The sequence below is a fragment of the Arthrobacter sp. N1 genome (genome assembly GCF_048288285.1).
Classification (GTDB): Bacteria; Actinomycetota; Actinomycetes; order Actinomycetales; family Micrococcaceae; genus Arthrobacter_D.
This window is the reverse complement of sequence record NZ_CP102608.1, coordinates 767018-785829: the sequence shown is the minus strand read 5'-3', so window position 1 is coordinate 785829 and position 18812 is coordinate 767018. Positions and strand designations below refer to the sequence as shown.

Genomic DNA, 18812 nt, shown 5'->3' with positions numbered 1-18812 from the left:
GGTCTCCCTTGGACTCAGAGCCCAACCTCAACGAACTAGCCGTCGTCTTCGGCCGCGTCCGCGGCCTCCTCCTCACGGAACAGACGGTGCAGCACGCCATCGACCTCCTCGCGGAAGCAGCCCGCGACCTCATCCCGGGCGCGTTCGGCGCTGGGGTATCCCTCATCCATCAGGGACAGCGCACCAGCACCGGTGCCACCGACACCCTGGTCCGCCGCGCGGACGAACTGCAGTACGAACTCTCCGAGGGGCCGTGCCTCAGTGCCTGGTCCACCTCGAGCCCTGTGAGGACGGACGACACCCTGGCGCCGGACCAGCGGTGGGCCCGCTGGGCCGCAGCCGCCGCCGCGATGTCGGTCCGCTCGTGCCAGAGCGTGCCCCTCATCCAGGGCCGCACGACGATCGGGGCCATGAAGGTCTACTCCACGGACGCCGGCGCGTTCGACGAGACCACGGAGCGGGCCCTGACGCGCTTCGCCGTCCCGGCCGCCGCCCTGCTCAGCCATGTCCAGACGACCGAGACGCCGCAGCAGATCCGTTCGGAGCTCTCCGCCGCCCTGCAGCTGCGGGACCGCATCGGCATGGCCAAGGGCATCCTCATGGCACAACTCGGCATCGACGACCGGTCGGCCTTCCGGGAACTGGTGACCCGGGCCGAGGAGGGCCGGCGATCGGTGGCGGACATCGCGCTGGAGCTGACGGGCGGTTCCGGCACACCGGTCGCCTGACAGCAGGACCGCCGCCGCCGTGTGGCGGGGGCGGTCCTGCTGACGCTCCTGCCGGTCGGCCGGCCGGGATCGGGAGCCGTCAGTACCCGCAGGGTGTCCGGTAGTCGGCGACGGCCGTGCTGGTGCCGGGCGCCGGGCAGAGGAACTGCGAGTACCGCAGGTCGTCGTCGACGAACCTCTTGAGCCAGGAGATGCTTGTCGCCGCGATGGTGGTGTTGCTCGTGTTCGGTGCGTAGTGCGATGCTCCGCGCAGTTCCACGTACGCCTTCCGGGACAGGTTCGTGAGGCCGTTGTAGAAGGGGATGGCGTGGCGGCCGACGGGCGCCACGCTGTCGTTCTGCGCGCCGATGATGAGGCTCGGGGTCGTCACCTCGGGCCACGTCTTGTCCAGGTTGTACGGGGTCATGCCGATGGTGGCCTGGAGCGCCGGGTTGTCCTTCGCGGCCTCCAGCGTGCCGCCGCCACCCATCGAGTGGCCCATGACCGCGAGGCGCGTCGGGTCGATGCGGTCGCGTACGGAACTCGACTGCGTCAGGTAGGTGAGGGCCGCGTTGAGCTGGTCACCCCGCTCGGAGGGCTGGTCGTAGCGGGAGAGGGTGTCGATGGTGATGACCACGAAGCCCTGCGACGCGAGGCGCGGCCCCAGCCACGAGATGCTCGACTGCGACGCCGTGTACCCGGGCGAGATCGCCACGGCACCGAAGGTGCCCGCCGTCGTCGTGCTCGGGTAGTAGATGGTGCCGCCACCGAAGGAGCGCGCAGCAGTGCGGGACACCGTGGTGGTCGCCGTGGCGAAGCTTCCGCGGGACGCCTCGATGCTCGCCCGGGTCGGGGCCGGGCCGCGCTCGTAGGGGTTGGCCGCCACCACCCCCGCGGGCTCGACGGCGGCCGTCACGGCCGGAACGGAGGGAGCCGCGGATCCGCTGAGCGCGGTACCGAGCAGGAGGGAGGTGACGACGATTGCCGTGGCGGAGGCGCGGGTGAGGCGTGTCGGTCTCAAGGGGTTCTCCTCGTGGGTGGTGTCGATGGCGGGCGCAGGGAAGCGCCGGAACATCCGGGTGGAAGCGAAGATCCTGCCGGAACCCACCTGCGGCGCGACGCCGGTGAGCTCCGTCCCCGACCGAGAGTAGGACCGCGTTCCGCACCCGGCAAGGGAATTCGCCGGGCTCTGGTCTTCGGGCGGGAGTCGTGGGACGGTGGGATGTTGCCCGCCGGAACGGTCGCGTCGGCGGTGGCGGTGGTGGCGGTCGGTAACGCTTGGGCATCGGGAATCGCCGCCGGGAGCGTCGGACTGTCCTCTTCGCGCAGGCCCTGCCTACTCTGGGCACAGGCGCCCCGGCGTCCACGCATCCGCATCGAAGCACGTTCCGTGCTGGAAGGACCGGCACGGTCGACGCCGGTGAGGTCTCACATGTACTTCGACAACGCCCTGCCCGCCGCCGAGCACGAGCAGCTGACGCTCCTCGAGGACACCCGCGCCCGGTTGCTCGAGACGATGTTCTCGCTGCGCTGCGCCTGCGCGGACGTGTTCGCCGATCCCTTCCGGGCGGAGGAGCGCGACGGCGCCGCCTGGGAACTCGCGCGGGCCGTCGGTGACATCCACCGCTGCGATGAGCAACTCCATGCCCTGCGTGAGGTGGACCGGCTGTCCCGGCCAGGAGAGGGCGGGCGGCTGATCGGATCCGGCCTCGCGCAATGACGCCGCCGGTGCGCAGGGTCCGGATCTCCTTCCCCGGCCGGGACGCCACCGGCGTCCAGCTCCCCCGCCCGGACCTCGGTGCCCTGATCGAGCGTGTCGCGACGGGTAATCGGCGGGCCTTCGAGGAGCTGTACCGCCGGACGGCCGGCAGCGTCTACGCGCTGGTGCGCCGCATCCTCGCGGACGAGGCAGCGAGCGCCGAGGTCACGCGGGACATCTACGTCCGTATCTGGGTCGGCGCCCACACCTACCGGCGCACGCTGGGCTCGGCCGAGAGCTGGCTCGTCAGCCTCACCCATCGCTGCGCGGTCGACGGCGCCAGGGCGGCCGCAGCCCCGAGCGCCCGGGCCCGACACGAGCAGCCCCTGCTGCCCGCGATCGCCGCCGGGGCGGCCGGGCGCTCGCTGTCCCTGCTGACGCCCGAGCAGGTGGAGGCGCTCGAACTCGCCTACTTCGGCGGCCTGACCCATGCCGATGCGGCTAGGAAACTGGGTGTCGACCGCTCCACCCTGCGCCTCCGGGTCAGCACCGCCCTCGCCCGGCTGCACCAGGGGATGGACGTCGCACGACCCCCGGAGTCCCCGCCGTCGATCGCCGTGCTCCCACGGAAGCCCCGCTGACCGCGGAGGCTCTCAGCGGAGGCCGGCCGCCGGCCCCACGAGGGACACGATGTTACCCAGCAGGGCGGCATTGAAATCCACACCGAGCTGGTTGGGGATGGTGACGAGCAGGGTGTCCGCGGACTGCACGGCGGCATCGGCGGCGAGCTGTTCGGCGATGACGTCCGGTGCGCCGATGTAGCTGCGGCCGAAGCGGGACCGGGCGCCGTCGAGGATACCCACCTGGTCACGGGACTCGCGCTGGGCCTGGAGGCCGAAGTAGTACTCGTCCGCCTCGCTGACGATCGGCAGGATGCTCCGGCTGACCGAGACCCTCGGCGTCCAGCCGTGCCCTGCCCCGGCCCAGGCCTTCCGGAAAATGTCGATCTGCTCGGCCTGCAGTTCGTCGAAGGGGACCCCGGTGTCCTCGGTGAGCAGGGTGGAGCTCATCAGGTTCATGCCCTGCTCACCCGCCCACTGTGCCGTGGCCCTGGTACCCGACCCCCACCAGATGCGCTCGGGCAGACCGGGCGAGAGCGGGTCCACCGGCAGCCGCGCAGTGCTGCCGGACATCCGGGGATTGGGCTCGGCGATGCCGTGGCCCGCGATGGCCCGGCGGAACAGCGCTGCCTTGTCCCGCGCGAGGTCGGCGTCGGTGCCACCCTCCTCCGGCTGGTAGCCGAAGGCACGGGAGCCCTCGAGTGCGGTCTCCGGGGAACCGCGGCTGATGCCGAGCTGGAGGCGCCTGTTGCTGATGAGGTCGGTGACGGCCGCCTCCTCCGCCATGTACAGCGGATTCTCGTAGCGCATGTCGATCACGCTCGTGCCGAGTTCGATGGTCCTCGTCCGCGCGGCCATGGCTGCGAGCAGCGGGAATGGTGCCGAGTACTGCGGCGCGAAGTGGTGGACACGCATGTACGCGCCGTCGACGCCGAGCTCCTCGGCGGCCACGGCCAGCTCCACGGCCTGCACGAGGGCCTCCTGCGGGGTGGGGACCAGCGAGCCGCGCACGTCCTGGTAGTGGCCGAAGGACAGGAACCCGATCTTTTTCATACCCGGTGAAGCGCACCGCGGGCGTCGCGCATTCCCGTGCCGGCGGCCGCGCTGTCCGGTGGGTGGACGCGGGAGCATCCATCGGGCGGAGCATGCGAGACTCCGATCATGACGATCCCCATCAAGGCCTACGCCCACGTCCGCCTCACGGTCACCGACATCGATGCTTCCCGTGCCTTCTACGACGCCGTCTTCGGGCTGCCCGTGGCCTTCGAGGTACCCGACGACGCGGACGACGCGACCCGGGAGCAGCTCGGGTTCCTGTACGGCGGCGTGATCTACCAGCTCGGCGACACCCTGCTCGGCCTGCGGCCGGTGGCCGAGGACCGCTTCAGCGAGAACCGTGTGGGGCTCGACCACCTCGCCTTCACCGTCGCCGACCGCTCCGTGCTCGACGATGCCGCGTCGTTCCTCGACGGTCGGGGCATCGCGCACGGCGGCGTGAAGGACATCGGCGCGGGCTGCATCCTCGAGTTCCGGGACCCGGACAACATCGCCCTCGAACTCTTCGCTCCGCAGGCCTGACGGGTAGCGGTCCGGGCTTCAGGCGCCCGCGTTCACCTCGATCTCGGCCAGGTCCGCCAGCGTGCCGAGATACGCCCGCTCCCTGGCGCAGAGGTGGCGGGGCTCCGTGTCGACGAGGCACAGGCTTCCCACGAACCAGCCGCTCGGACCGCGCAGCGGTATGCCCGCGTAGAAGCGGGCGAAGGGCTCCCCGACCACGAAGGGGTGGGTGCTGAACCGCGGGTCGATCCGCATGTCCGGGATCAGCAGGAGTCCGTCCTGCTTGATCGTGGTGTCGCAGAGGGCGAGGTCCCGGGGGATGGTGCGTGGCAGGTCTCCGACGAAGGACTTCAGGAACTGACGGTCCTCGGAGATGAAGGAGATGATCACGGTCTGCACGCCGAAATAGGACTGGGCATCGCGGGTCAGGCGGTCGAACCGCTCCTCCTGCGGCGAGTCGAGCAGCCCGGTGCGGCGCAGGGAGCGCAGGCGCTGGCGCTCGGACTCCCGCCGCGAGGGGAGGGTGATGGACGGGTCCAGGGCGACGGGCGCTCCGGGGGGTGGGGAGAAGGGCAAAAGGTGGATCCGCTCGATGGGGTGAGACCAGGTCCCGCAAGTGGGGAGGGATATCTTCATCCTGCCTGCTCCGCATCAAGCCAGGGCGTCATTCGGGCCCTCCGGACCAAAGCTTTACCGAACGTTTGCACAAGCGTGGGAGACAGGACGGGCCCCGAGGGGGCGGATGGGGCCCGTCCTGCTACAGGTAGGTCGTTGCCGGACACCCGATCCGCACGGTGGAGAACCTGTGATGCCCGCCACAGCAGGACGCCGGCCGCCTCCGAGGAGGGGCCGGCGTCGTCCGTCCGTGCGTCAGGACAGTGCGTCAGGGCAGTGCGTCAGGGCAGCTTGACCGCGAGCACGTTGCAACGGGCGGAGAGCAGGATCGTCTGCGCCGTCGAGCCCATGATCAGCTTGCCCACCGGTGTCCGGTGGCGCAGTCCGATCACGATCAGCTCCGCATCGATCTCCTCCGCCACGTCGACCACCTCCTCGGCCGCCGTGGCCTCGGAGATGCTGTGCCGGATCGAGTAGGGCACCCCCGTGGCGTTCAGCATGCCCTCGAGCTTGGAGACGTCCTCGGAATCCGCGTACGCCGGGTTGACGAGGCGGTCCGCCCGGGTGGTGTTGATCACCACGAGCTCGGTGCCGCGACGCCGCGCCTCCTCCACCGCCTGCGTGACGGCGGCCTCGCCCAGGGCGTTGGGCACGTAGCCCACCACGATGCTGCTCATCGGTCGGTGTCCTCTCGGGTGTCGGATGCGCGCGTCACGGGAGCGACGGCGGTCTCGGGTGCCGTGGCGGAACCACGGACGACGTCGGGGGCGTCGGCGTTCGCCGCCACCATCGCCTCGAACTGGCGCTGCCGGCGCTTCAGGAGCATGGACAGCGCGAAGATCACCAGGAGCACCACGTAGATGGTGGCCGCGACCGGCGACTGCACCAGCGCCACGGGATCACCCTGCGAGATCGCGAGCGAGCGCCGCAGCTGGCTCTCGAAGATGGGCCCGAGGATGAGTCCCACCACCATCGGCGCGATCGGGTAGCCGTAGCGGCGCATGAAGAACCCGAGGATGCCGACGATCAGCAGGATGATGACGTCGATCGGCGTGAAGTTCACGGAGAACGCACCGAGCACAGCGAACACCAGGATGCCCGAGTACAGGTAGGGCCGCGGGATCTGGAGGATCTTGACCCAGATGCCGACCAGCGGCAGGTTGAGCACCAGGAGCATCAGGTTGCCGACGTAGAGGCTCGCGATGAGCGCCCAGACCAGCGTGCTGTTGGACTCGAAGAGCTGCGGGCCCACCGGGATCTGGTAGCGCTGGAACGCCACCAGCATCATGGCGGCGGTCGCCGTGGTCGGGATGCCGAGCGTCAGGAGAGGCACGAGCACACCTGCGGCTGCCGCGTTGTTGGCGGCCTCCGGACCGGCGACGCCCTCGATGGCGCCCTTGCCGAACTCCTTCTTGTTCTTCCCCTTCGCGAGCTTGCGCTCGGAGGCGTAGGACAGGAAGGTCGCGACGTCCGCACCGCCGGCGGGGATGGTCCCGACGGGGAAGCCGATCGCCGTGCCGCGGAGCCAGGGCTTCCACGAGCGGCGCAGATCCTCCTTGCGGAGCCAGCTGGTCCAGCCGCCGGTCACCGGGATGATCTTGATCGGGCCGTGGCGCAGGCGCGAGCCCACGTAGAGCGCCTCGCCGACGGCGAAGAGCGCGACCGCCACGAGGACGACGTCGATCCCGTCCGCGAGGAAGGGGCTGCCGAAGGTGTAGCGCTGCTGGGCGGTGAGCGCATCGAACCCGACGAGGGCGATGAACAGGCCGAGCCCCAGGGAAGCGAGTCCGCGCAGCACCGAGGACCCGAGCAGCGCGCCCACCGTGAGGAAGGCGACGACCATCAGGGCCACGTACTCGACGGGGCCGATCTGCACGGCGAAGGCCGCGACATAGGGGGCCACGAAGCTCAGCAGCACCGTCGCGATGGTGCCGGCCACGAAGGAGCCGACCGCCGCCGTCGCCAGGGCTGCCGCTCCCCTGCCGGCCTTGGCCATCTTGTTGCCCTCGAGCGCCGTGACGATCGACGACGACTCCCCGGGGGTGTTGAGCAGGATGGAGGTCGTCGAGCCGCCGTACATCCCGCCGTAGTAGATGCCGGCGAAGACGATGATCGCCGCCGTCGGCTCCAGGCTGTAGGTGATCGGCATCAGCAGGGCCACGGTCATGGCCGGCCCGATACCCGGCAGCACGCCGACGGCGGTGCCGACGAGGACGCCGCCGAGCGCGTAGAGGAGGTACATGGGCTGCATCGCCGTGGCGAAGCCCTCCATGAGCAGGAAGAAGTTATCCACCGAAGACACCGAACCCTTCCAGGAAGCCGGGCGGCAGGGACACACCGAGCAGCCCGCCGAAGACGAACTGCAGCACCAGCGCCAGGATGATCGCGGTCATGAGGTTGCGCCACCACGGGCGGGCTCCGAGCGACCAGGCGGCACCGAAGAACAGGAGCGCGGCGGCGACGGGCCAGCCGAGCGGCACGATCAGGAAGGCGTGCAGGAGGACGAACCCGCTGAGCTTGCCGACCGTCAGCCAGTCGGTCTTCGCCTCGAGGTCCACGTCCTCGCCCTCGTCGGCCGCACCGCGGTGGCCGCGCAGGACCTGGAGCACCAGGCCCGCTCCGACCACCACGAGCAGGGCGGAGACGGCGAAGGGGAAGGCACGGGGGCCGATGTCGCTGGCCGACGGCGGGGTCTGGATACCGGCGCCCGCCACGAACCCGACCACGCCGATGCTCACGATGATGAGCGCGAAGACCAGCTCACCGACCGGCGCTCCGGGAGCGGCGGCCGTGCCGCTCCCGGGGGCGTTCTGTACGGAGGTACTCATGGCCTAGAGCAGCCCGATGTCGGTGAGGGTCGTCTTGACGCTGGTGATGTCCTCGTCGAGGAAGGTCTGGAACTCCTCGCCGGCGAGGAAGGCGTCCGACCAGTTGTTCTCCTCGAGCGTGGCCGTCCAGGTCTCGGTCTCGTGGAGGTCGGTGACCAGCTGCGTCAGCTTCTCCGCCTGGGCGTCGTCGATGTTCCCGGGGGCCACGACGCCGCGCCAGTTGGTGAGGACCAGGTCGATGCCCTCCTCGGTGAGGGTGGGGGTGTCGGGCAGCTGCGGGGCGGCTTCCTCGCCGGAGACCGCGAGGGCGCGCAGCTTGCCTGCGTTCACCTGCTCCGCGTACTCACCGACACCCGAGATCCCGGCGTTCACCTTGTTGCCGAGGAGCGCCGCGAGGGACTCGCCGCCGCCCGAGTACGGGATGTAGTTCAGGTTGTCGGGGGTGATGCCCGCTTCCTTCAGCACGGACCCGGCGAGGATGTGGTCGGCTCCGCCGGCGGAGCCGCCCGTGATGGAGACGCCCTGGCCCTTGGACTCGATGTCGTCGAGCAGGTCCTGCACGGTCTGGTACGGCGAGTCCGCGGGGACCACGATCACGAGGGGCTCCTCGGTCAGGCGGGCGATCGGCGTGGTGTCCTCGATCCGGTTGGCGGCGTTGTTGGTCTCCACCGCGCCGACCATGACGTAGCCCATGACCATCAGCGTGTTGGGATCCGTCTCCGTGGCGAGCTGCGCGAGGCCGTTGGTGCCACCGGCACCACCGACGTTGACCACGGAGGCGTTGCCCACGAGGTCGTTCTCCTTGAGGTCCGCCTCCATGGCACGGCCCGTCTGGTCCCATCCTCCGCCGGGATCGGCGGGGACCACGATGTTGAGCTTCTCGATGGCGCCGCTCTCCTCGCCCGCCGTCGTGCTCTCCGTCATGGAGCTGCAGGCCGAGAGGGCGAGGGCGGAGGCGAGGGCCAGGGCGGTGAGGGTCGAACGGCGCGCCGTTGTGCGATCGATCGTCATGATGTTCTTTTCCTTGAGATGTGGTTGCTCGTGCCGAGCGGGAGATGTGATGCGGATCACCACTGCTGTCCTCAGGGTAGGAAGGCCCCTGCGCAGCGGTAAAGCATGCGGTCGTAGTGCTCGTATTGGTCTTTGTGGTCACGGGAGTCGGTCCACGAGGCCGGGCGGCCCGGGTGTGACGCGACGCAGCGTGTCACACTGTGAGGATGATCAGGACGATGTCGCTTCGATCTCAGCTGTTCTTCCTGCAGCTGACCATCGTGCTCGTCATCGTCGCCGTCGCCGGGTCCACTGCCGTCGCCATGCAGCGTCTCCAGATCCGCGAGCAGTACGAGGACCGCATGGTCGGCGTCGCGCAGTCCGTGGCGCAGCTGCCGTCCGTCGTGGAGGCCTTCGACCAGCCCGACCCCAGCGCCGCCATCCAGCCGATCGCCGATCTCATCCGCCAGTCCACCGGGGTGACCTACGTGGTGGTCACGGATGCCGACGGGATCCGGTACTCGCACCCCAACCCCGAGCTCATCGGGCAGCTCGTGTCCACCGACCCCTCCATCCCCCTCTCCGGTGACACCTTCGTCGGGACCCAGACCGGCACGCTCGGCAAGTCCTGGCGCGTCAAGGTCCCCATCTACGGTGACGGCGGCGAGATCATCGGCACGGCGTCGGTGGGCACGCTGGAGTCCGAGCTCGACGCCGACCTGTACGAGGACCTGCCCCGCCTGCTGGCCTGGCTGATCGTCGCGGCCCTCGTCGGATCCGCCGGCGCCATCTGGATCTCCCGGCTCGTGTGGCGGCGGATCTACCGTCTCGAGCCGGAGCAGATCGCCTCGCTCCTCGAGACGCGGGACGCCATGATCCACGGCATCAGCGAGGGCATGGTGGCGGTCGACGAGGACCACCGGATCGCCCTGCTGAACGACGAGGCCAAGCGGCTGCTGGGGCTCGACGACGCCGCTACCGGGCTGCGCGCCGAGGACGTGATGGAGCCGGCCCTCGCCCGCCTCCTGACCGACCCCGCGGACACCGACGAGACCGTCCTGTCCGGCGAGCGCGTGCTGCTCGCCCGTACCTCGGACGCCCTCGTGGACGGCACGCGCGTGGGCCGCGTCATGATTCTCCGCGACCGCACCGAGCTCTACCAGCTGCTCACCGACCTCGACGGCGAGCGCGACGTGACACAGGCCCTCCGTGCGCAGGCGCACGAGTTCGCCAACCGGATGCACACCATCTCCGGTCTGCTCGAGCTCGGGCGCACCGACCAGGCGGTCGACTTCATCTCCCGCTCCGGGCACGGCGGCTCCCTCGTGTCGGGCACCATCGCGCCGGGCATCCAGGACCCGGACGCCGCGAGCCTGCTCATGACCAAGAGCACCATCGCCGCGGAGAAGGGCATCACCCTCTCGATCGACGACACCTCGACGCTGGAGCCCGACGGCACCACCGACGTCGTCACCGTCCTCGGCATCCTGATCGACAACGCGATGGAGGCCGTCACGGGGAGCGGGCGGACCGACGGCGCCATCGCGGTCCTCCTGCACACCGAGCCCGACGCCGTCCGGATCGAGGTCGCTGACAACGGGCCGGGTGTGGCGCCCGGGGACGTCGACGGCATCTTCTCCTCCGGCTACTCCACGAAGGACGGCGGGCACACCGGGACGCGGGGCTTCGGGCTCGCCCTCGTCGACCGCATCGCACGGCGACGGTCGGGGCACGTGGTGGTGGACGACGCCGAGCTCGGCGGCGCGGAGTTCACCGTCTGGCTGGCACCCTCGCTCGTCGACGCCCCGCGCACCACCCTGCAGGTGCCATGAGCACCCCACCCGCAGCACCCCTGATCCCGACGCTCGTGGTCGACGACGACCACGAGGTGGCCGGCATCCACACGGGGTTCCTGCTCGCGCACGGCGCCTTCGACGTCGTCGGCGCCGCCCACACGGGTGCGCGCGCGCTGGAGCTCGCGGAGCTGCTGCGACCCCGCCTCGTCCTGCTCGACATCCACCTCCCCGACATGACGGGCATCGACGTGCTGCGCGCCCTGCGGAACCGGCCCGGGGAGCCGCTCGACGTCATCGCCATCACCGCGGCGCGGGAGCTCGACACCGTGCGGGCCGCCGTCGCGGGGGGCGTGCTGCACTACCTCGTGAAGCCGTTCAGCGCCGCCGTGCTCAACCAGCGCCTGGACCACTACGTGGAGTACCGGCGCGAGCTCCACTTGCATGCGTCGCAGGGTGCCTCTGCCCTCGACCAGGGGCGGATCGATCAGCTCCTGCGCACGACGGCGCCGATCGGCGCGGTCCCGGGCACCGCCCGCACGGCCACGCTGGTCACCCCGAAAGGGCTCTCCGCGCCGACGCTCGACGCCGTCATGCTGGACCTCCGGGGGCACGGCCGGGGGACGTCGGCGTCGGATGTGGCCGACCGCCTCGGGATGGCCCGGGTGAGTGCCCGGCGCTACCTGGAATTCCTGGTCTCACGCGGGCAGGCGCGCATCGTGCCGCAGTACGGATCCGCAGGGCGGCCGGAGAAGTTCTACGTGTGGACGGACGGCGGGCAGGGCTGACCTGCGGGCTCGGCGTCGTCGCTGCCCCGGGCAGGACGTCCGGCAGGAATATCCACCGCTGGAGGGGGTTGTGCAGGACATGACAGAAAATACGGCAGCACCGTCGGGCGCACCCCGCAGCACCATCGGTTTCATCGGCAGCGGCAACATCGGCTCGCAGCTGGCACGCCTCGCCGTGGAGCGCGGCTACCAGGTGATCATGAGCAACTCCCGTGGTCCGGAGACGCTTCAGGACCTCGTCGCGGACCTCGGTGACGGAGCCCGCGCCGGCACCGCGGAGGACGCGGCGACGCAGGGCGACGTCGTCGTCGTCACCATCCCGCTGAAGGACATCGGCGCGGTTCCCGTGCAGCCACTCGCCGGCAAGCTGGTCATCGACACGTGCAACTACTACCCCGAGCGCGACGGCCACATCGCCGAGCTCGACGACGAGAGCACGACGACGAGCGAGCTGGTGCAGCGCCACCTACCCGGTTCCTCCGTGGTGAAGGTCTTCAACAACATCCACTTCGCGCAGCTGACGACGGACGGGACGCCCGCGGGGACACCGGACCGCCGCGCCCTGCCGATCGCCGGGGACGATTCCGACGCGAAGCAGGCCGTCACCGAGCTGCTCGACGAGTTCGGCTTCGACACCGTCGATGCCGGACCGCTCACCGAGGGCTGGCGCTTCCAGCGGGACACGGCCGCCTACGGGCCCCAGCTCTCCGCGGACGCCATGCGCGAAGCACTCGGGCAGGCCAGGCGCTACGCCGACATGTAGCTCCGGTGCCCGACCGTCAGCCGTCGCCGACCGCCTGGTCGGCCGTGGCGTCAGCGCCCGCCGAGGACGATCGGTGAGCAGCGGGACGCGTCACAGATCTGGTACCGCGCGGAGGGTGACTTCGACGAGGTCGCCACCCGGCCCGAGTTCACGACCGGGCGGCGGCTCCCGTCCGCCACCAGGGTGACCGTGGACCCCTGAGCCCGGGACCACGTCAGCGTCGTCGCGTACAGGCGGTGCGCCGTGGTGTTCCTGGCCGCGAGCGTGATGGCCTTGGGCTGGACGGTCGGCTTCGGCAACGGCTTCGTCGGGGTCGGCGACGGGGCCGGCTTCGTCGGAGCAAGTGTCGGGCTCGCGGACGGCGACGGCGCCGGCTTCGTCGGAGCAAGTGTCGGGCTCGCGGACGGCGACGGCGCCGGCCTCGTCGGTGCGGCTGTCGGGCTCGCGGACGGCGACGGGGCCGGCCTCGTCGGTGCGGCTGTCGGGCTCGCGGACGGCGACGGCGCCGGCTTCGTCGGGGTCGCCGACGGGCTTGCGGACGGCGACGGCGCAGGAGCGGTCGGCGACGGGGTGGGAGCCGTCACCGGCGCCGGCGTGAACGAGAAGTCCCTCACCACCACCTTCTCCGGTTTCACTGCCGCGGGATCCCCTCCCCCGCCGTCGGTCACCCAGAGGTTGAAGTGGATGGTCTCCCGGGCCGGCTCGGGGACGTTCGGGCCCTGCATCACGGTGCGCTTGAGCAGGGGGCCGCCGTAGCCCTCCCCCGCGAAGGTCTCGAACGTCAGCCTGTCCGGCTCCCACACCAGGCGATGCGTGAGGATCGGGTGGTCCGTGACGCCGAAGATCGCCGTGTCGTTGCCGACCCCGGGTCCCTTGCTCGCGTCGAACCAGTAGCCGTGCCCCTGCGTGATGGGCCACACCTGGCCGTAGTTGCTGCCACCGCCCCATGAACTGGCCTCGCAAAGGTCCATCTCGTTGTAGCCCGGGGCGACGGCGGGGTCGTAGGTGAACAGGCATCCCCACACCACCTCCTTCTGGAGCGTGGTGAGGTCCTTCTCGATGGTGGTGCTGTAGGTGCCGTAGCCGAAACCGTGGCGGGTCGTGTTGAACTCGGCCCCGATGGTGGCCGCGCCGGTCGGATTCGAGAGCGTCATGGTCACGTGGCCGTCGGCGTCAGGGCTGCTGACGTTGGCGGGGTCGAACTGCTTGTTGTAGTTCGGTGCGCCGCTCCACCAGCGCTTCTCCCAATTGAGGCCCTTCCAGGCGAAATCACCCACGGGACCGGGAACGGCAGCCATCGGGGTCGTGTCCGCGGCGACGACCGGCGTGGGCACGGAGACGGCGAGCAGGAGGGCCGCGAGGACCCCGCTGAGGGCGGAACGGAGTGCTGGACGACGGAGCATGCACAGGCCTTCTGGTTCGGTAGCCCGGCTGACCCCTGGGGCCCCGTGGCTTTGCGTCTCCGGCTCGCACCGGGTTTGCCCTTCTCACCGGGCGGCTGCCCCGGCGGTGCCGACGCTCGCGCTGCCGACCGTTCAATCCTCCCGCACCGGCATGCGGCCGGAACCACGCGCCGGCGCAGATTGTGCCCAGCATTGCCGCAAGTCCATGCCCGACGTGGCAGCAGGAGCACGCTCGGGTACCTTTGGTGCATGCTGCACGGTCCCTCGTGGCCCGGTGAGCGTCTCAGTGCGGCCGGCCCGGCGCACACAAGTCACCGAAGCGACGCGCCTCAGCGCGTGCGCAGCAGATGGAGAGCACAGAAGCATGGGGAACACTCCGACGACCGGGCTGTCCGCGCGCACCCGGCGCCGCGCCGCGAGCGACGACCTCCCGAAGGGCAGGACGCTCCTCGTCCGGGCGATCGTGCTGGTCACCGCGGTGCTCGGCATCAACTACATCGCGTGGCGGTGGCTCTTCTCCATCAACTGGGACGCCTGGTGGATCGCCATCCCGCTGATCCTCGCGGAGACCTACTCGCTGATCGACTCCCTGCTGTTCGGCTTCACGGTGTGGAGGCTGAAGAAGCGCACGCCGCCCGAGGCACCCGAGGGCCTCACCGTGGACGTCTTCATCACCACCTACAACGAGCCGCTGGACCTCGTCCTCACCACGGCGCGCGCCGCCAAGGCCATCCGCTACCCGCACCGGACGTGGATCCTCGACGACGGCAACCGCGCCGAGGTGCGCGCAGCAGCCGAGGCGGAGGGCATCGGCTGGATCACGCGCTCCGCCGACTGGAAGGACATGCCGCGCCACGCGAAGGCCGGCAACCTCAACAACGCCCTGATGTCCACGGACGGGGAATTCCTCGTGATCCTGGACGCCGACCAGATCCCGGATCCGCTCATCCTCGACAGGACGCTCGGCTACTTCACCAACGAGAAGATGGCCCTGGTCCAGACGCCGCAGGTCTTCGTCAACGTCCCGGACTCCGATCCCCTGGGCAGCCAGGCCCCCCTGTTCTATGGACCCATCCAGCAGGGCAAGGACGGCTGGAACGCGGCGTTCTTCTGCGGGTCCAACGCGATCATCCGCCGCGAGGCCCTCATGCAGCTCGGCGTCACGCGGTACGTGACGGAGATCGAACTGGCCCTCCACAAGGCGCTGAAGACCTCGGACAAGGTCATCGCCAAGGCCAAGAAAGGCCTGGGCCCCGACTCCGAGCGGGTCGAGGAAGCCCTCGACCTCGTGGCGAAGGACATCCGGCGCGTGCGCCGGCGCCTCGGGAAGGGCCACGGCATCTCCGAGGTCACCTACGAGTTCCAGCAGCGCATGCAGGCCGTGACCCGCGGGCTCGTCGCCGCGGACATCGCCGCCTTCCACGAGGACCTCGCCTCCCTCGCGGACCTCGACATCATCGGGCTGGAGGAGGGACTGCAGGACGCCTCCATCAGCACGCCCGGGCTCGCCGTCGTCGACGACGCCGCGCTCGACCAGCTGGCCCAGCGCTCCTGGTCGCCCCTCGCCGCGATCGACGCCGTCCGGGTGCTCATCGAGTCGGTCAACGCGGACCGCGGCGGCGAGGCGCAGGCCGTGATGCCCATGGCCACCATCTCCGTCACGGAGGACATGGCCACGTGCATGCGCCTGCACTCCCTCAAGTGGGAGACGGCCTACCACCACGAGAAACTCGCCGACGGACTGGCGCCCGAGGACCTGAACTCCATGCTCACCCAGCGCCTGCGCTGGGCGCAGGGCACCATCCAGGTACTGTTCCGCGAGAACCCCTTCGCGCAGAAGGGCCTCACGATCGCCCAGAAACTGATGTACGGGGCGACCATGTGGAGCTACCTCTCGGGCTTCGCCGCGATCATCTACATCGCCGCGCCGATCATCTACCTGATCTTCGGCATCCTCCCCGTCAGCTCCATCAGCACGGAGTTCTTCATCCGCCTGATCCCGTTCCTGCTGGTCAACCAGCTGCTGTTCGCCGTCGTCGGGAAGGGCGTGAAGACGTGGCGCGGGCAGCAGTACTCGCTCGCCCTGTTCCCCATCTGGATCCGGTCCATCACCTCGGCGTTCGGCAACGTCTACCTCGGCCGGAGCCTGGACTTCGCCGTCACGCCGAAGACCCTGCAGCAGGACCACCAGCTCCGCTGGGACCTCGTGAGACCCCAGCTGTGGGCGATGGGCCTGCTGGTCGCCGCCGTGATCATCGGCGTCGTCCGCATGCTCGTGGGACAGGCCGACATCCTCGGCACCTCGGTGAACATCGTCTGGGTCGTCTTCGACCTGGTGATCTTCAGCGTCATCATCGAGGCCGTCCGCTACCGCGGATACGAGCACTACCAGGCGGACATCGCGGAGGCGAAGGCCCGGCAGGACGCGAAGGCGTGAGCGCGACGGTGACCACGGCGACAGCCGCCGGCCTGCGGGCCCTGGTCCTCCTCCTGGTCCTGGTGACCGGGATCCTCGGCGGTGGCACCCCTGCCCACGCCCTGGCCGGGAACCAGCCCGCCGCCACGGTGGATGCCACCATCAGCGCGGGGGCCGAGCAGCTCCCGGTCGAGGACCCGACCGGCCTCGCGAAGGGGCGGTACTTCGGCCCGGAGCTCGACTGGTCCGCCGACAACGCCCGCGCCTACGCCGACCGCACCGGCATCACGCCGTCGTTCTTCAGCCGGCCCGTGGCCTATCCGCTTGACGCCGAGGCCGAGCGGGACCTCGCAGATCTCGCCCGCCAGGACGCACCGCTCGGTGCGCTCGCCGTCGTGACGCTCGAACCCTCGAGGCCGCTCGAGGAACTGACCACGGCGGACGCCGAGCTCCTCGCGGACACGCTCGCGCGCATCGGCGACGAGTTCCGCACCTCCTTCTTCCTCCGCTTCGCACCCGAGATGAACGGCACCTGGCACAGCTGGGGCCAGCAGCCGGACGCCTACGTCGACGCCTTCCGGGCCGTGGCGGGCGCCGTGCACGGGCGCGTACCGGGTGCCGCCCTGGTCTGGGCACCGTCCTACGCCGCCGGCTACCCGTTCACCGAGGCGTACGGGGCCGTCGAGGGGCTCGAGGCCGGCTCGGTCACCGCCCTCGACACGAACGGCAACGGCCTGATCGACGGCGGCGACGACCCGTACGCCCCGTACTACCCGGGCGACGACGTTGTGGACTGGGTGGGCCTGTCGATGTACCACTTCGGGAGCTACGAGCAGGGCCCGACGACGAGTGCCGACGGCACCCGCGAGTACTCCGGGGCCATCGAGACCTCCGTGCTCCCCGAGCCGGACAAGTTCGCCGACCAGCTCGCCGGCACCTACGGCATCGCACCCGGTGCCCCGACGATCGACTTCGCCAAGGTGTACGCCGCCGGGAAGGACAAGCGGTTCCTGGTGCAGACCGCGGCCCTCTTCGATCCCGAGGACGCCGACAGTGCGCCCGAGGCCGACATCAAGGCCGCCTGGCTGGACCAGCTGTTCGATCCCACGATCGCCGCGGAGTACCCCGAGCTCGGGATGGTCGCCTGGCTCGAGGCGTCCAGGCCCGAACCGGAGGCCGAGGGCCACATCGTCGACTGGCGCCTGGGCGTCGAGGACGGGGCGACGGCGGCGCTCACGGACACGCTCGGCATCTCCGCGGACCTCCGCCTGGGACCCGTCACCGACGTCATCCGGCAGGAGGACGCCAACGAGTCGACGTCGCAGGTCTGGCAGTCCGGGGCCTCGACCAACACGGCGATGAGCTGGTTGGTGGCCTCCGTCGTCGGGCTGTTCCTACTGGTGCTCCTCGCGGGCCTGGCCCGGAAGGTCGTGCCGCAGTGGCGCTACCCGAACGAGCAGAACCCGCGGGACATGCGCCTGGACCTGCTGCGCGGCTGGATCATCACCGCCGTCGTCGTCACGCACATCGAGGTGGCGGGGCCGTGGTCCTTCGTGGCGCTCAACATCGTCGGCGCGATCACCGGGGCCGAGCTGTTCGTGCTGCTCTCCGGCGTCGTGATGGGGATGGTCTATCCCATCGCCGTCCGGAAGCTCGGTCCGATGCCCGCCCTCAAGGGCAACATGAAGCGCGCCCTGCGCCTCTACCTCACCGCCCTCGGCGTCGTGATCGCCGTCTACCTGCTCTCGCTCGTGCCGTTCATCGACGCCTCCGTGATCACCACCTTCACCGACCGCGGGACGGGGGACACCGGGGAGGGCGCCGTCGGGCGGGTCTACGACCTCTACCCGAACGCGGCACGCCTCTTCGACTACCCACCGCCCGGCTATGCCATCCAGGACCTGCTGCTGCTCAGCATGGGGCCGTGGACGTTCAACATCATGGGACTGTTCGTGGTGCTGACCCTCTCGGTACCGCTGCTCGTCGAGCTGCTGCGCAGGAAGCTGTGGTGGCTGCTGCTCCTGGTCAGCTGGGCCCTGTACGTGCTGGACAGCATCGTCCACGTCCGTGTGCTCGACTCGCAGTTCCAGGACGTGTTCCCGCTGCTGACCTGGCAGGTGATCTTCGTGCACGGCATCGTGATCGGCTTCTACCGCCGCCGCATCATCGACACGCTGAGCCGGAGCTGGGGCAAGCTCCTCATCGGCACGCTGCTCGGCCTCTACGCACTCGGCCTCGGCCTGCTCTGGCTCGATTCGACGTTCCGCCTGCAGCTCCCGTTCATCCCCGCCGGCTTCTACGAGAGCCTGTACGACGCCGGGTACGTCCGCGTCTTCATGCAGCCGGGGCGCCTGATCGACCTGGCGTTCTTCGTCGTGGCGGCGCACGCCATCCTGACCTCCTTCTGGAAGCCGCTGAACAGGGCCTTCGGCTGGCTCTACATCCCGCTCGGGCAGTCCAGCCTGTACGTGTTCATCGTCCACGTGTTCTTCGTGCTCGCGGTCGGGAACCTGCCCGGACTGGACCGCACCAGCTTCTGGCAGGGCCTGGTCATCCACGCCGTGGTCACCCTGATCATCTGGGCCATGGTGAAGAAGAAGGTCCTGTTCTCGGTCATCCCCAACTGATACCGG

General features: G+C 70.0%; 17 protein-coding genes and 1 riboswitch. Of the genes, 9 read left to right on the top strand and 8 right to left on the bottom strand.

Translation table 11 applies throughout. The annotated features are described in order from the left end of the window. The first annotated feature begins 8 nt into the window (after nucleotides 1-8). A complete protein-coding gene (locus NVV32_RS03660) occupies nucleotides 9-728 on the top strand; it encodes a GAF and ANTAR domain-containing protein (RefSeq protein ID WP_422391425.1) in 720 nt (239 codons plus the stop codon). Nucleotides 729-807: 79 nt separating this feature from the next. On the opposite strand, the gene NVV32_RS03655 is transcribed toward NVV32_RS03660, so the two are convergent. Then, complete coding sequence (locus tag NVV32_RS03655; protein WP_422391424.1) at nucleotides 808-1728, bottom strand: alpha/beta hydrolase family protein; 921 nt, start codon at nucleotides 1726-1728, stop codon at nucleotides 808-810. Nucleotides 1729-2139: 411 nt separating this feature from the next. Here NVV32_RS03655 and NVV32_RS03650 point away from each other — a divergent pair, with 411 nt between their 5' ends. Both NVV32_RS03650 and NVV32_RS03645 read left to right on the top strand, forming a co-directional pair. Continuing rightward, complete coding sequence (locus NVV32_RS03650) at nucleotides 2140-2427, top strand: hypothetical protein (protein ID WP_422391423.1); 288 nt, start codon at nucleotides 2140-2142, stop codon at nucleotides 2425-2427. Further along, nucleotides 2424-3047: a sigma factor-like helix-turn-helix DNA-binding protein gene (locus tag NVV32_RS03645; RefSeq protein ID WP_422391422.1), complete on the top strand. Its 624-nt coding sequence runs from the start codon at nucleotides 2424-2426 to the stop codon at nucleotides 3045-3047. Before NVV32_RS03650 ends, NVV32_RS03645 begins: the two co-directional genes overlap by 4 nt. Before the next feature lie 12 nt (nucleotides 3048-3059). Here the strand turns inward: NVV32_RS03645 and NVV32_RS03640 are convergent, their stop codons facing one another. Continuing rightward, the gene (locus NVV32_RS03640; RefSeq protein WP_422391421.1) at nucleotides 3060-4079 is read right to left on the bottom strand and encodes an LLM class flavin-dependent oxidoreductase; all 1020 of its coding nucleotides are present in this window, start codon (nucleotides 4077-4079) and stop codon (nucleotides 3060-3062) included. Between the two features lie 108 nt (nucleotides 4080-4187). Here NVV32_RS03640 and NVV32_RS03635 point away from each other — a divergent pair, with 108 nt between their 5' ends. Further along, nucleotides 4188-4604, top strand: a complete 417-nt coding sequence (locus NVV32_RS03635) for a VOC family protein (RefSeq protein WP_055769893.1) — start codon at nucleotides 4188-4190, stop codon at nucleotides 4602-4604. An 18-nt stretch (nucleotides 4605-4622) separates the two neighbouring features. On the opposite strand, the gene NVV32_RS03630 is transcribed toward NVV32_RS03635, so the two are convergent. The 5 genes from NVV32_RS03630 to NVV32_RS03610 form a co-directional block, all read right to left on the bottom strand. Further along, nucleotides 4623-5219, bottom strand: a complete 597-nt coding sequence (locus tag NVV32_RS03630; protein ID WP_082471401.1) for a GAF domain-containing protein — start codon at nucleotides 5217-5219, stop codon at nucleotides 4623-4625. Between the two features lie 260 nt (nucleotides 5220-5479). Next, nucleotides 5480-5875: a universal stress protein gene (locus NVV32_RS03625; protein ID WP_422391420.1), complete on the bottom strand. Its 396-nt coding sequence runs from the start codon at nucleotides 5873-5875 to the stop codon at nucleotides 5480-5482. After that, complete coding sequence (locus tag NVV32_RS03620) at nucleotides 5872-7491, bottom strand: tripartite tricarboxylate transporter permease (RefSeq protein WP_082471400.1); 1620 nt, start codon at nucleotides 7489-7491, stop codon at nucleotides 5872-5874. Before NVV32_RS03620 ends, NVV32_RS03625 begins: the two co-directional genes overlap by 4 nt. After that, nucleotides 7484-8026 carry a tripartite tricarboxylate transporter TctB family protein gene (locus tag NVV32_RS03615; RefSeq protein ID WP_055769887.1) on the bottom strand — a complete coding sequence of 181 codons (543 nt, stop codon included), beginning with the start codon at nucleotides 8024-8026 and terminating at the stop codon, nucleotides 7484-7486. Before NVV32_RS03615 ends, NVV32_RS03620 begins: the two co-directional genes overlap by 8 nt. 3 nt (nucleotides 8027-8029) lie before the next feature. Then, entirely contained in the window at nucleotides 8030-9037 is a 1008-nt protein-coding gene (locus NVV32_RS03610) for a Bug family tripartite tricarboxylate transporter substrate binding protein (RefSeq protein WP_055769886.1), read from the bottom strand. Between the two features lie 218 nt (nucleotides 9038-9255). On the opposite strand from NVV32_RS03610, the gene NVV32_RS03605 reads away from it, so the two are divergent. The 3 genes from NVV32_RS03605 (at nucleotide 9256) to NVV32_RS03595 (ending at nucleotide 12360) form a co-directional block, all read left to right on the top strand. Further along, on the top strand, nucleotides 9256-10848 hold the full coding sequence (locus tag NVV32_RS03605) for an ATP-binding protein (protein ID WP_422391419.1): 1593 nt from the start codon (nucleotides 9256-9258) through the stop codon (nucleotides 10846-10848). Continuing rightward, on the top strand, nucleotides 10845-11597 hold the full coding sequence (locus tag NVV32_RS03600) for a response regulator (protein ID WP_422391418.1): 753 nt from the start codon (nucleotides 10845-10847) through the stop codon (nucleotides 11595-11597). Before NVV32_RS03605 ends, NVV32_RS03600 begins: the two co-directional genes overlap by 4 nt. A gap of 79 nt (nucleotides 11598-11676) precedes the next feature. After that, nucleotides 11677-12360 carry an NADPH-dependent F420 reductase gene (locus NVV32_RS03595; protein WP_055769880.1) on the top strand — a complete coding sequence of 228 codons (684 nt, stop codon included), beginning with the start codon at nucleotides 11677-11679 and terminating at the stop codon, nucleotides 12358-12360. A 50-nt stretch (nucleotides 12361-12410) separates the two neighbouring features. Here NVV32_RS03595 and NVV32_RS03590 read toward each other — a convergent pair whose 3' ends face one another. Then, nucleotides 12411-13763: a hypothetical protein gene (locus NVV32_RS03590; RefSeq protein WP_422391417.1), complete on the bottom strand. Its 1353-nt coding sequence runs from the start codon at nucleotides 13761-13763 to the stop codon at nucleotides 12411-12413. Nucleotides 13764-13778: 15 nt separating this feature from the next. Continuing rightward, nucleotides 13779-13853, bottom strand: a riboswitch (cyclic di-GMP riboswitch). A gap of 274 nt (nucleotides 13854-14127) precedes the next feature. Between NVV32_RS03590 and NVV32_RS03585 the strand changes: the two genes are divergently transcribed. Both NVV32_RS03585 and opgC read left to right on the top strand, forming a co-directional pair. Next, nucleotides 14128-16200, top strand: a complete 2073-nt coding sequence (locus NVV32_RS03585; RefSeq protein WP_082471399.1) for a glycosyltransferase — start codon at nucleotides 14128-14130, stop codon at nucleotides 16198-16200. Further along, nucleotides 16197-18806: an OpgC domain-containing protein gene (gene opgC / locus NVV32_RS03580; RefSeq protein WP_422391416.1), complete on the top strand. Its 2610-nt coding sequence runs from the start codon at nucleotides 16197-16199 to the stop codon at nucleotides 18804-18806. The genes NVV32_RS03585 and opgC overlap by 4 nt, the downstream gene beginning before the upstream one ends. The last annotated feature ends 6 nt before the right edge of the window (nucleotides 18807-18812 follow it).

Coding starts and splice junctions, on each gene's coding strand:
- NVV32_RS03610 (WP_055769886.1), bottom strand. CDS start 9,037: ATGACGATCGATCGCACAACGGCGCGCCGTTCGACCCTCACCGCCCTG.
- NVV32_RS03640 (WP_422391421.1), bottom strand. CDS start 4,079: ATGAAAAAGATCGGGTTCCTGTCCTTCGGCCACTACCAGGACGTGCGC.
- NVV32_RS03630 (WP_082471401.1), bottom strand. CDS start 5,219: ATGAAGATATCCCTCCCCACTTGCGGGACCTGGTCTCACCCCATCGAG.
- NVV32_RS03600 (WP_422391418.1), top strand. CDS start 10,845: ATGAGCACCCCACCCGCAGCACCCCTGATCCCGACGCTCGTGGTCGAC.
- NVV32_RS03625 (WP_422391420.1), bottom strand. CDS start 5,875: ATGAGCAGCATCGTGGTGGGCTACGTGCCCAACGCCCTGGGCGAGGCC.
- NVV32_RS03615 (WP_055769887.1), bottom strand. CDS start 8,026: ATGAGTACCTCCGTACAGAACGCCCCCGGGAGCGGCACGGCCGCCGCT.
- NVV32_RS03585 (WP_082471399.1), top strand. CDS start 14,128: ATGGGGAACACTCCGACGACCGGGCTGTCCGCGCGCACCCGGCGCCGC.
- NVV32_RS03645 (WP_422391422.1), top strand. CDS start 2,424: ATGACGCCGCCGGTGCGCAGGGTCCGGATCTCCTTCCCCGGCCGGGAC.
- NVV32_RS03605 (WP_422391419.1), top strand. CDS start 9,256: ATGTCGCTTCGATCTCAGCTGTTCTTCCTGCAGCTGACCATCGTGCTC.
- NVV32_RS03635 (WP_055769893.1), top strand. CDS start 4,188: ATGACGATCCCCATCAAGGCCTACGCCCACGTCCGCCTCACGGTCACC.
- NVV32_RS03595 (WP_055769880.1), top strand. CDS start 11,677: ATGACAGAAAATACGGCAGCACCGTCGGGCGCACCCCGCAGCACCATC.
- NVV32_RS03650 (WP_422391423.1), top strand. CDS start 2,140: ATGTACTTCGACAACGCCCTGCCCGCCGCCGAGCACGAGCAGCTGACG.
- NVV32_RS03590 (WP_422391417.1), bottom strand. CDS start 13,763: ATGCTCCGTCGTCCAGCACTCCGTTCCGCCCTCAGCGGGGTCCTCGCG.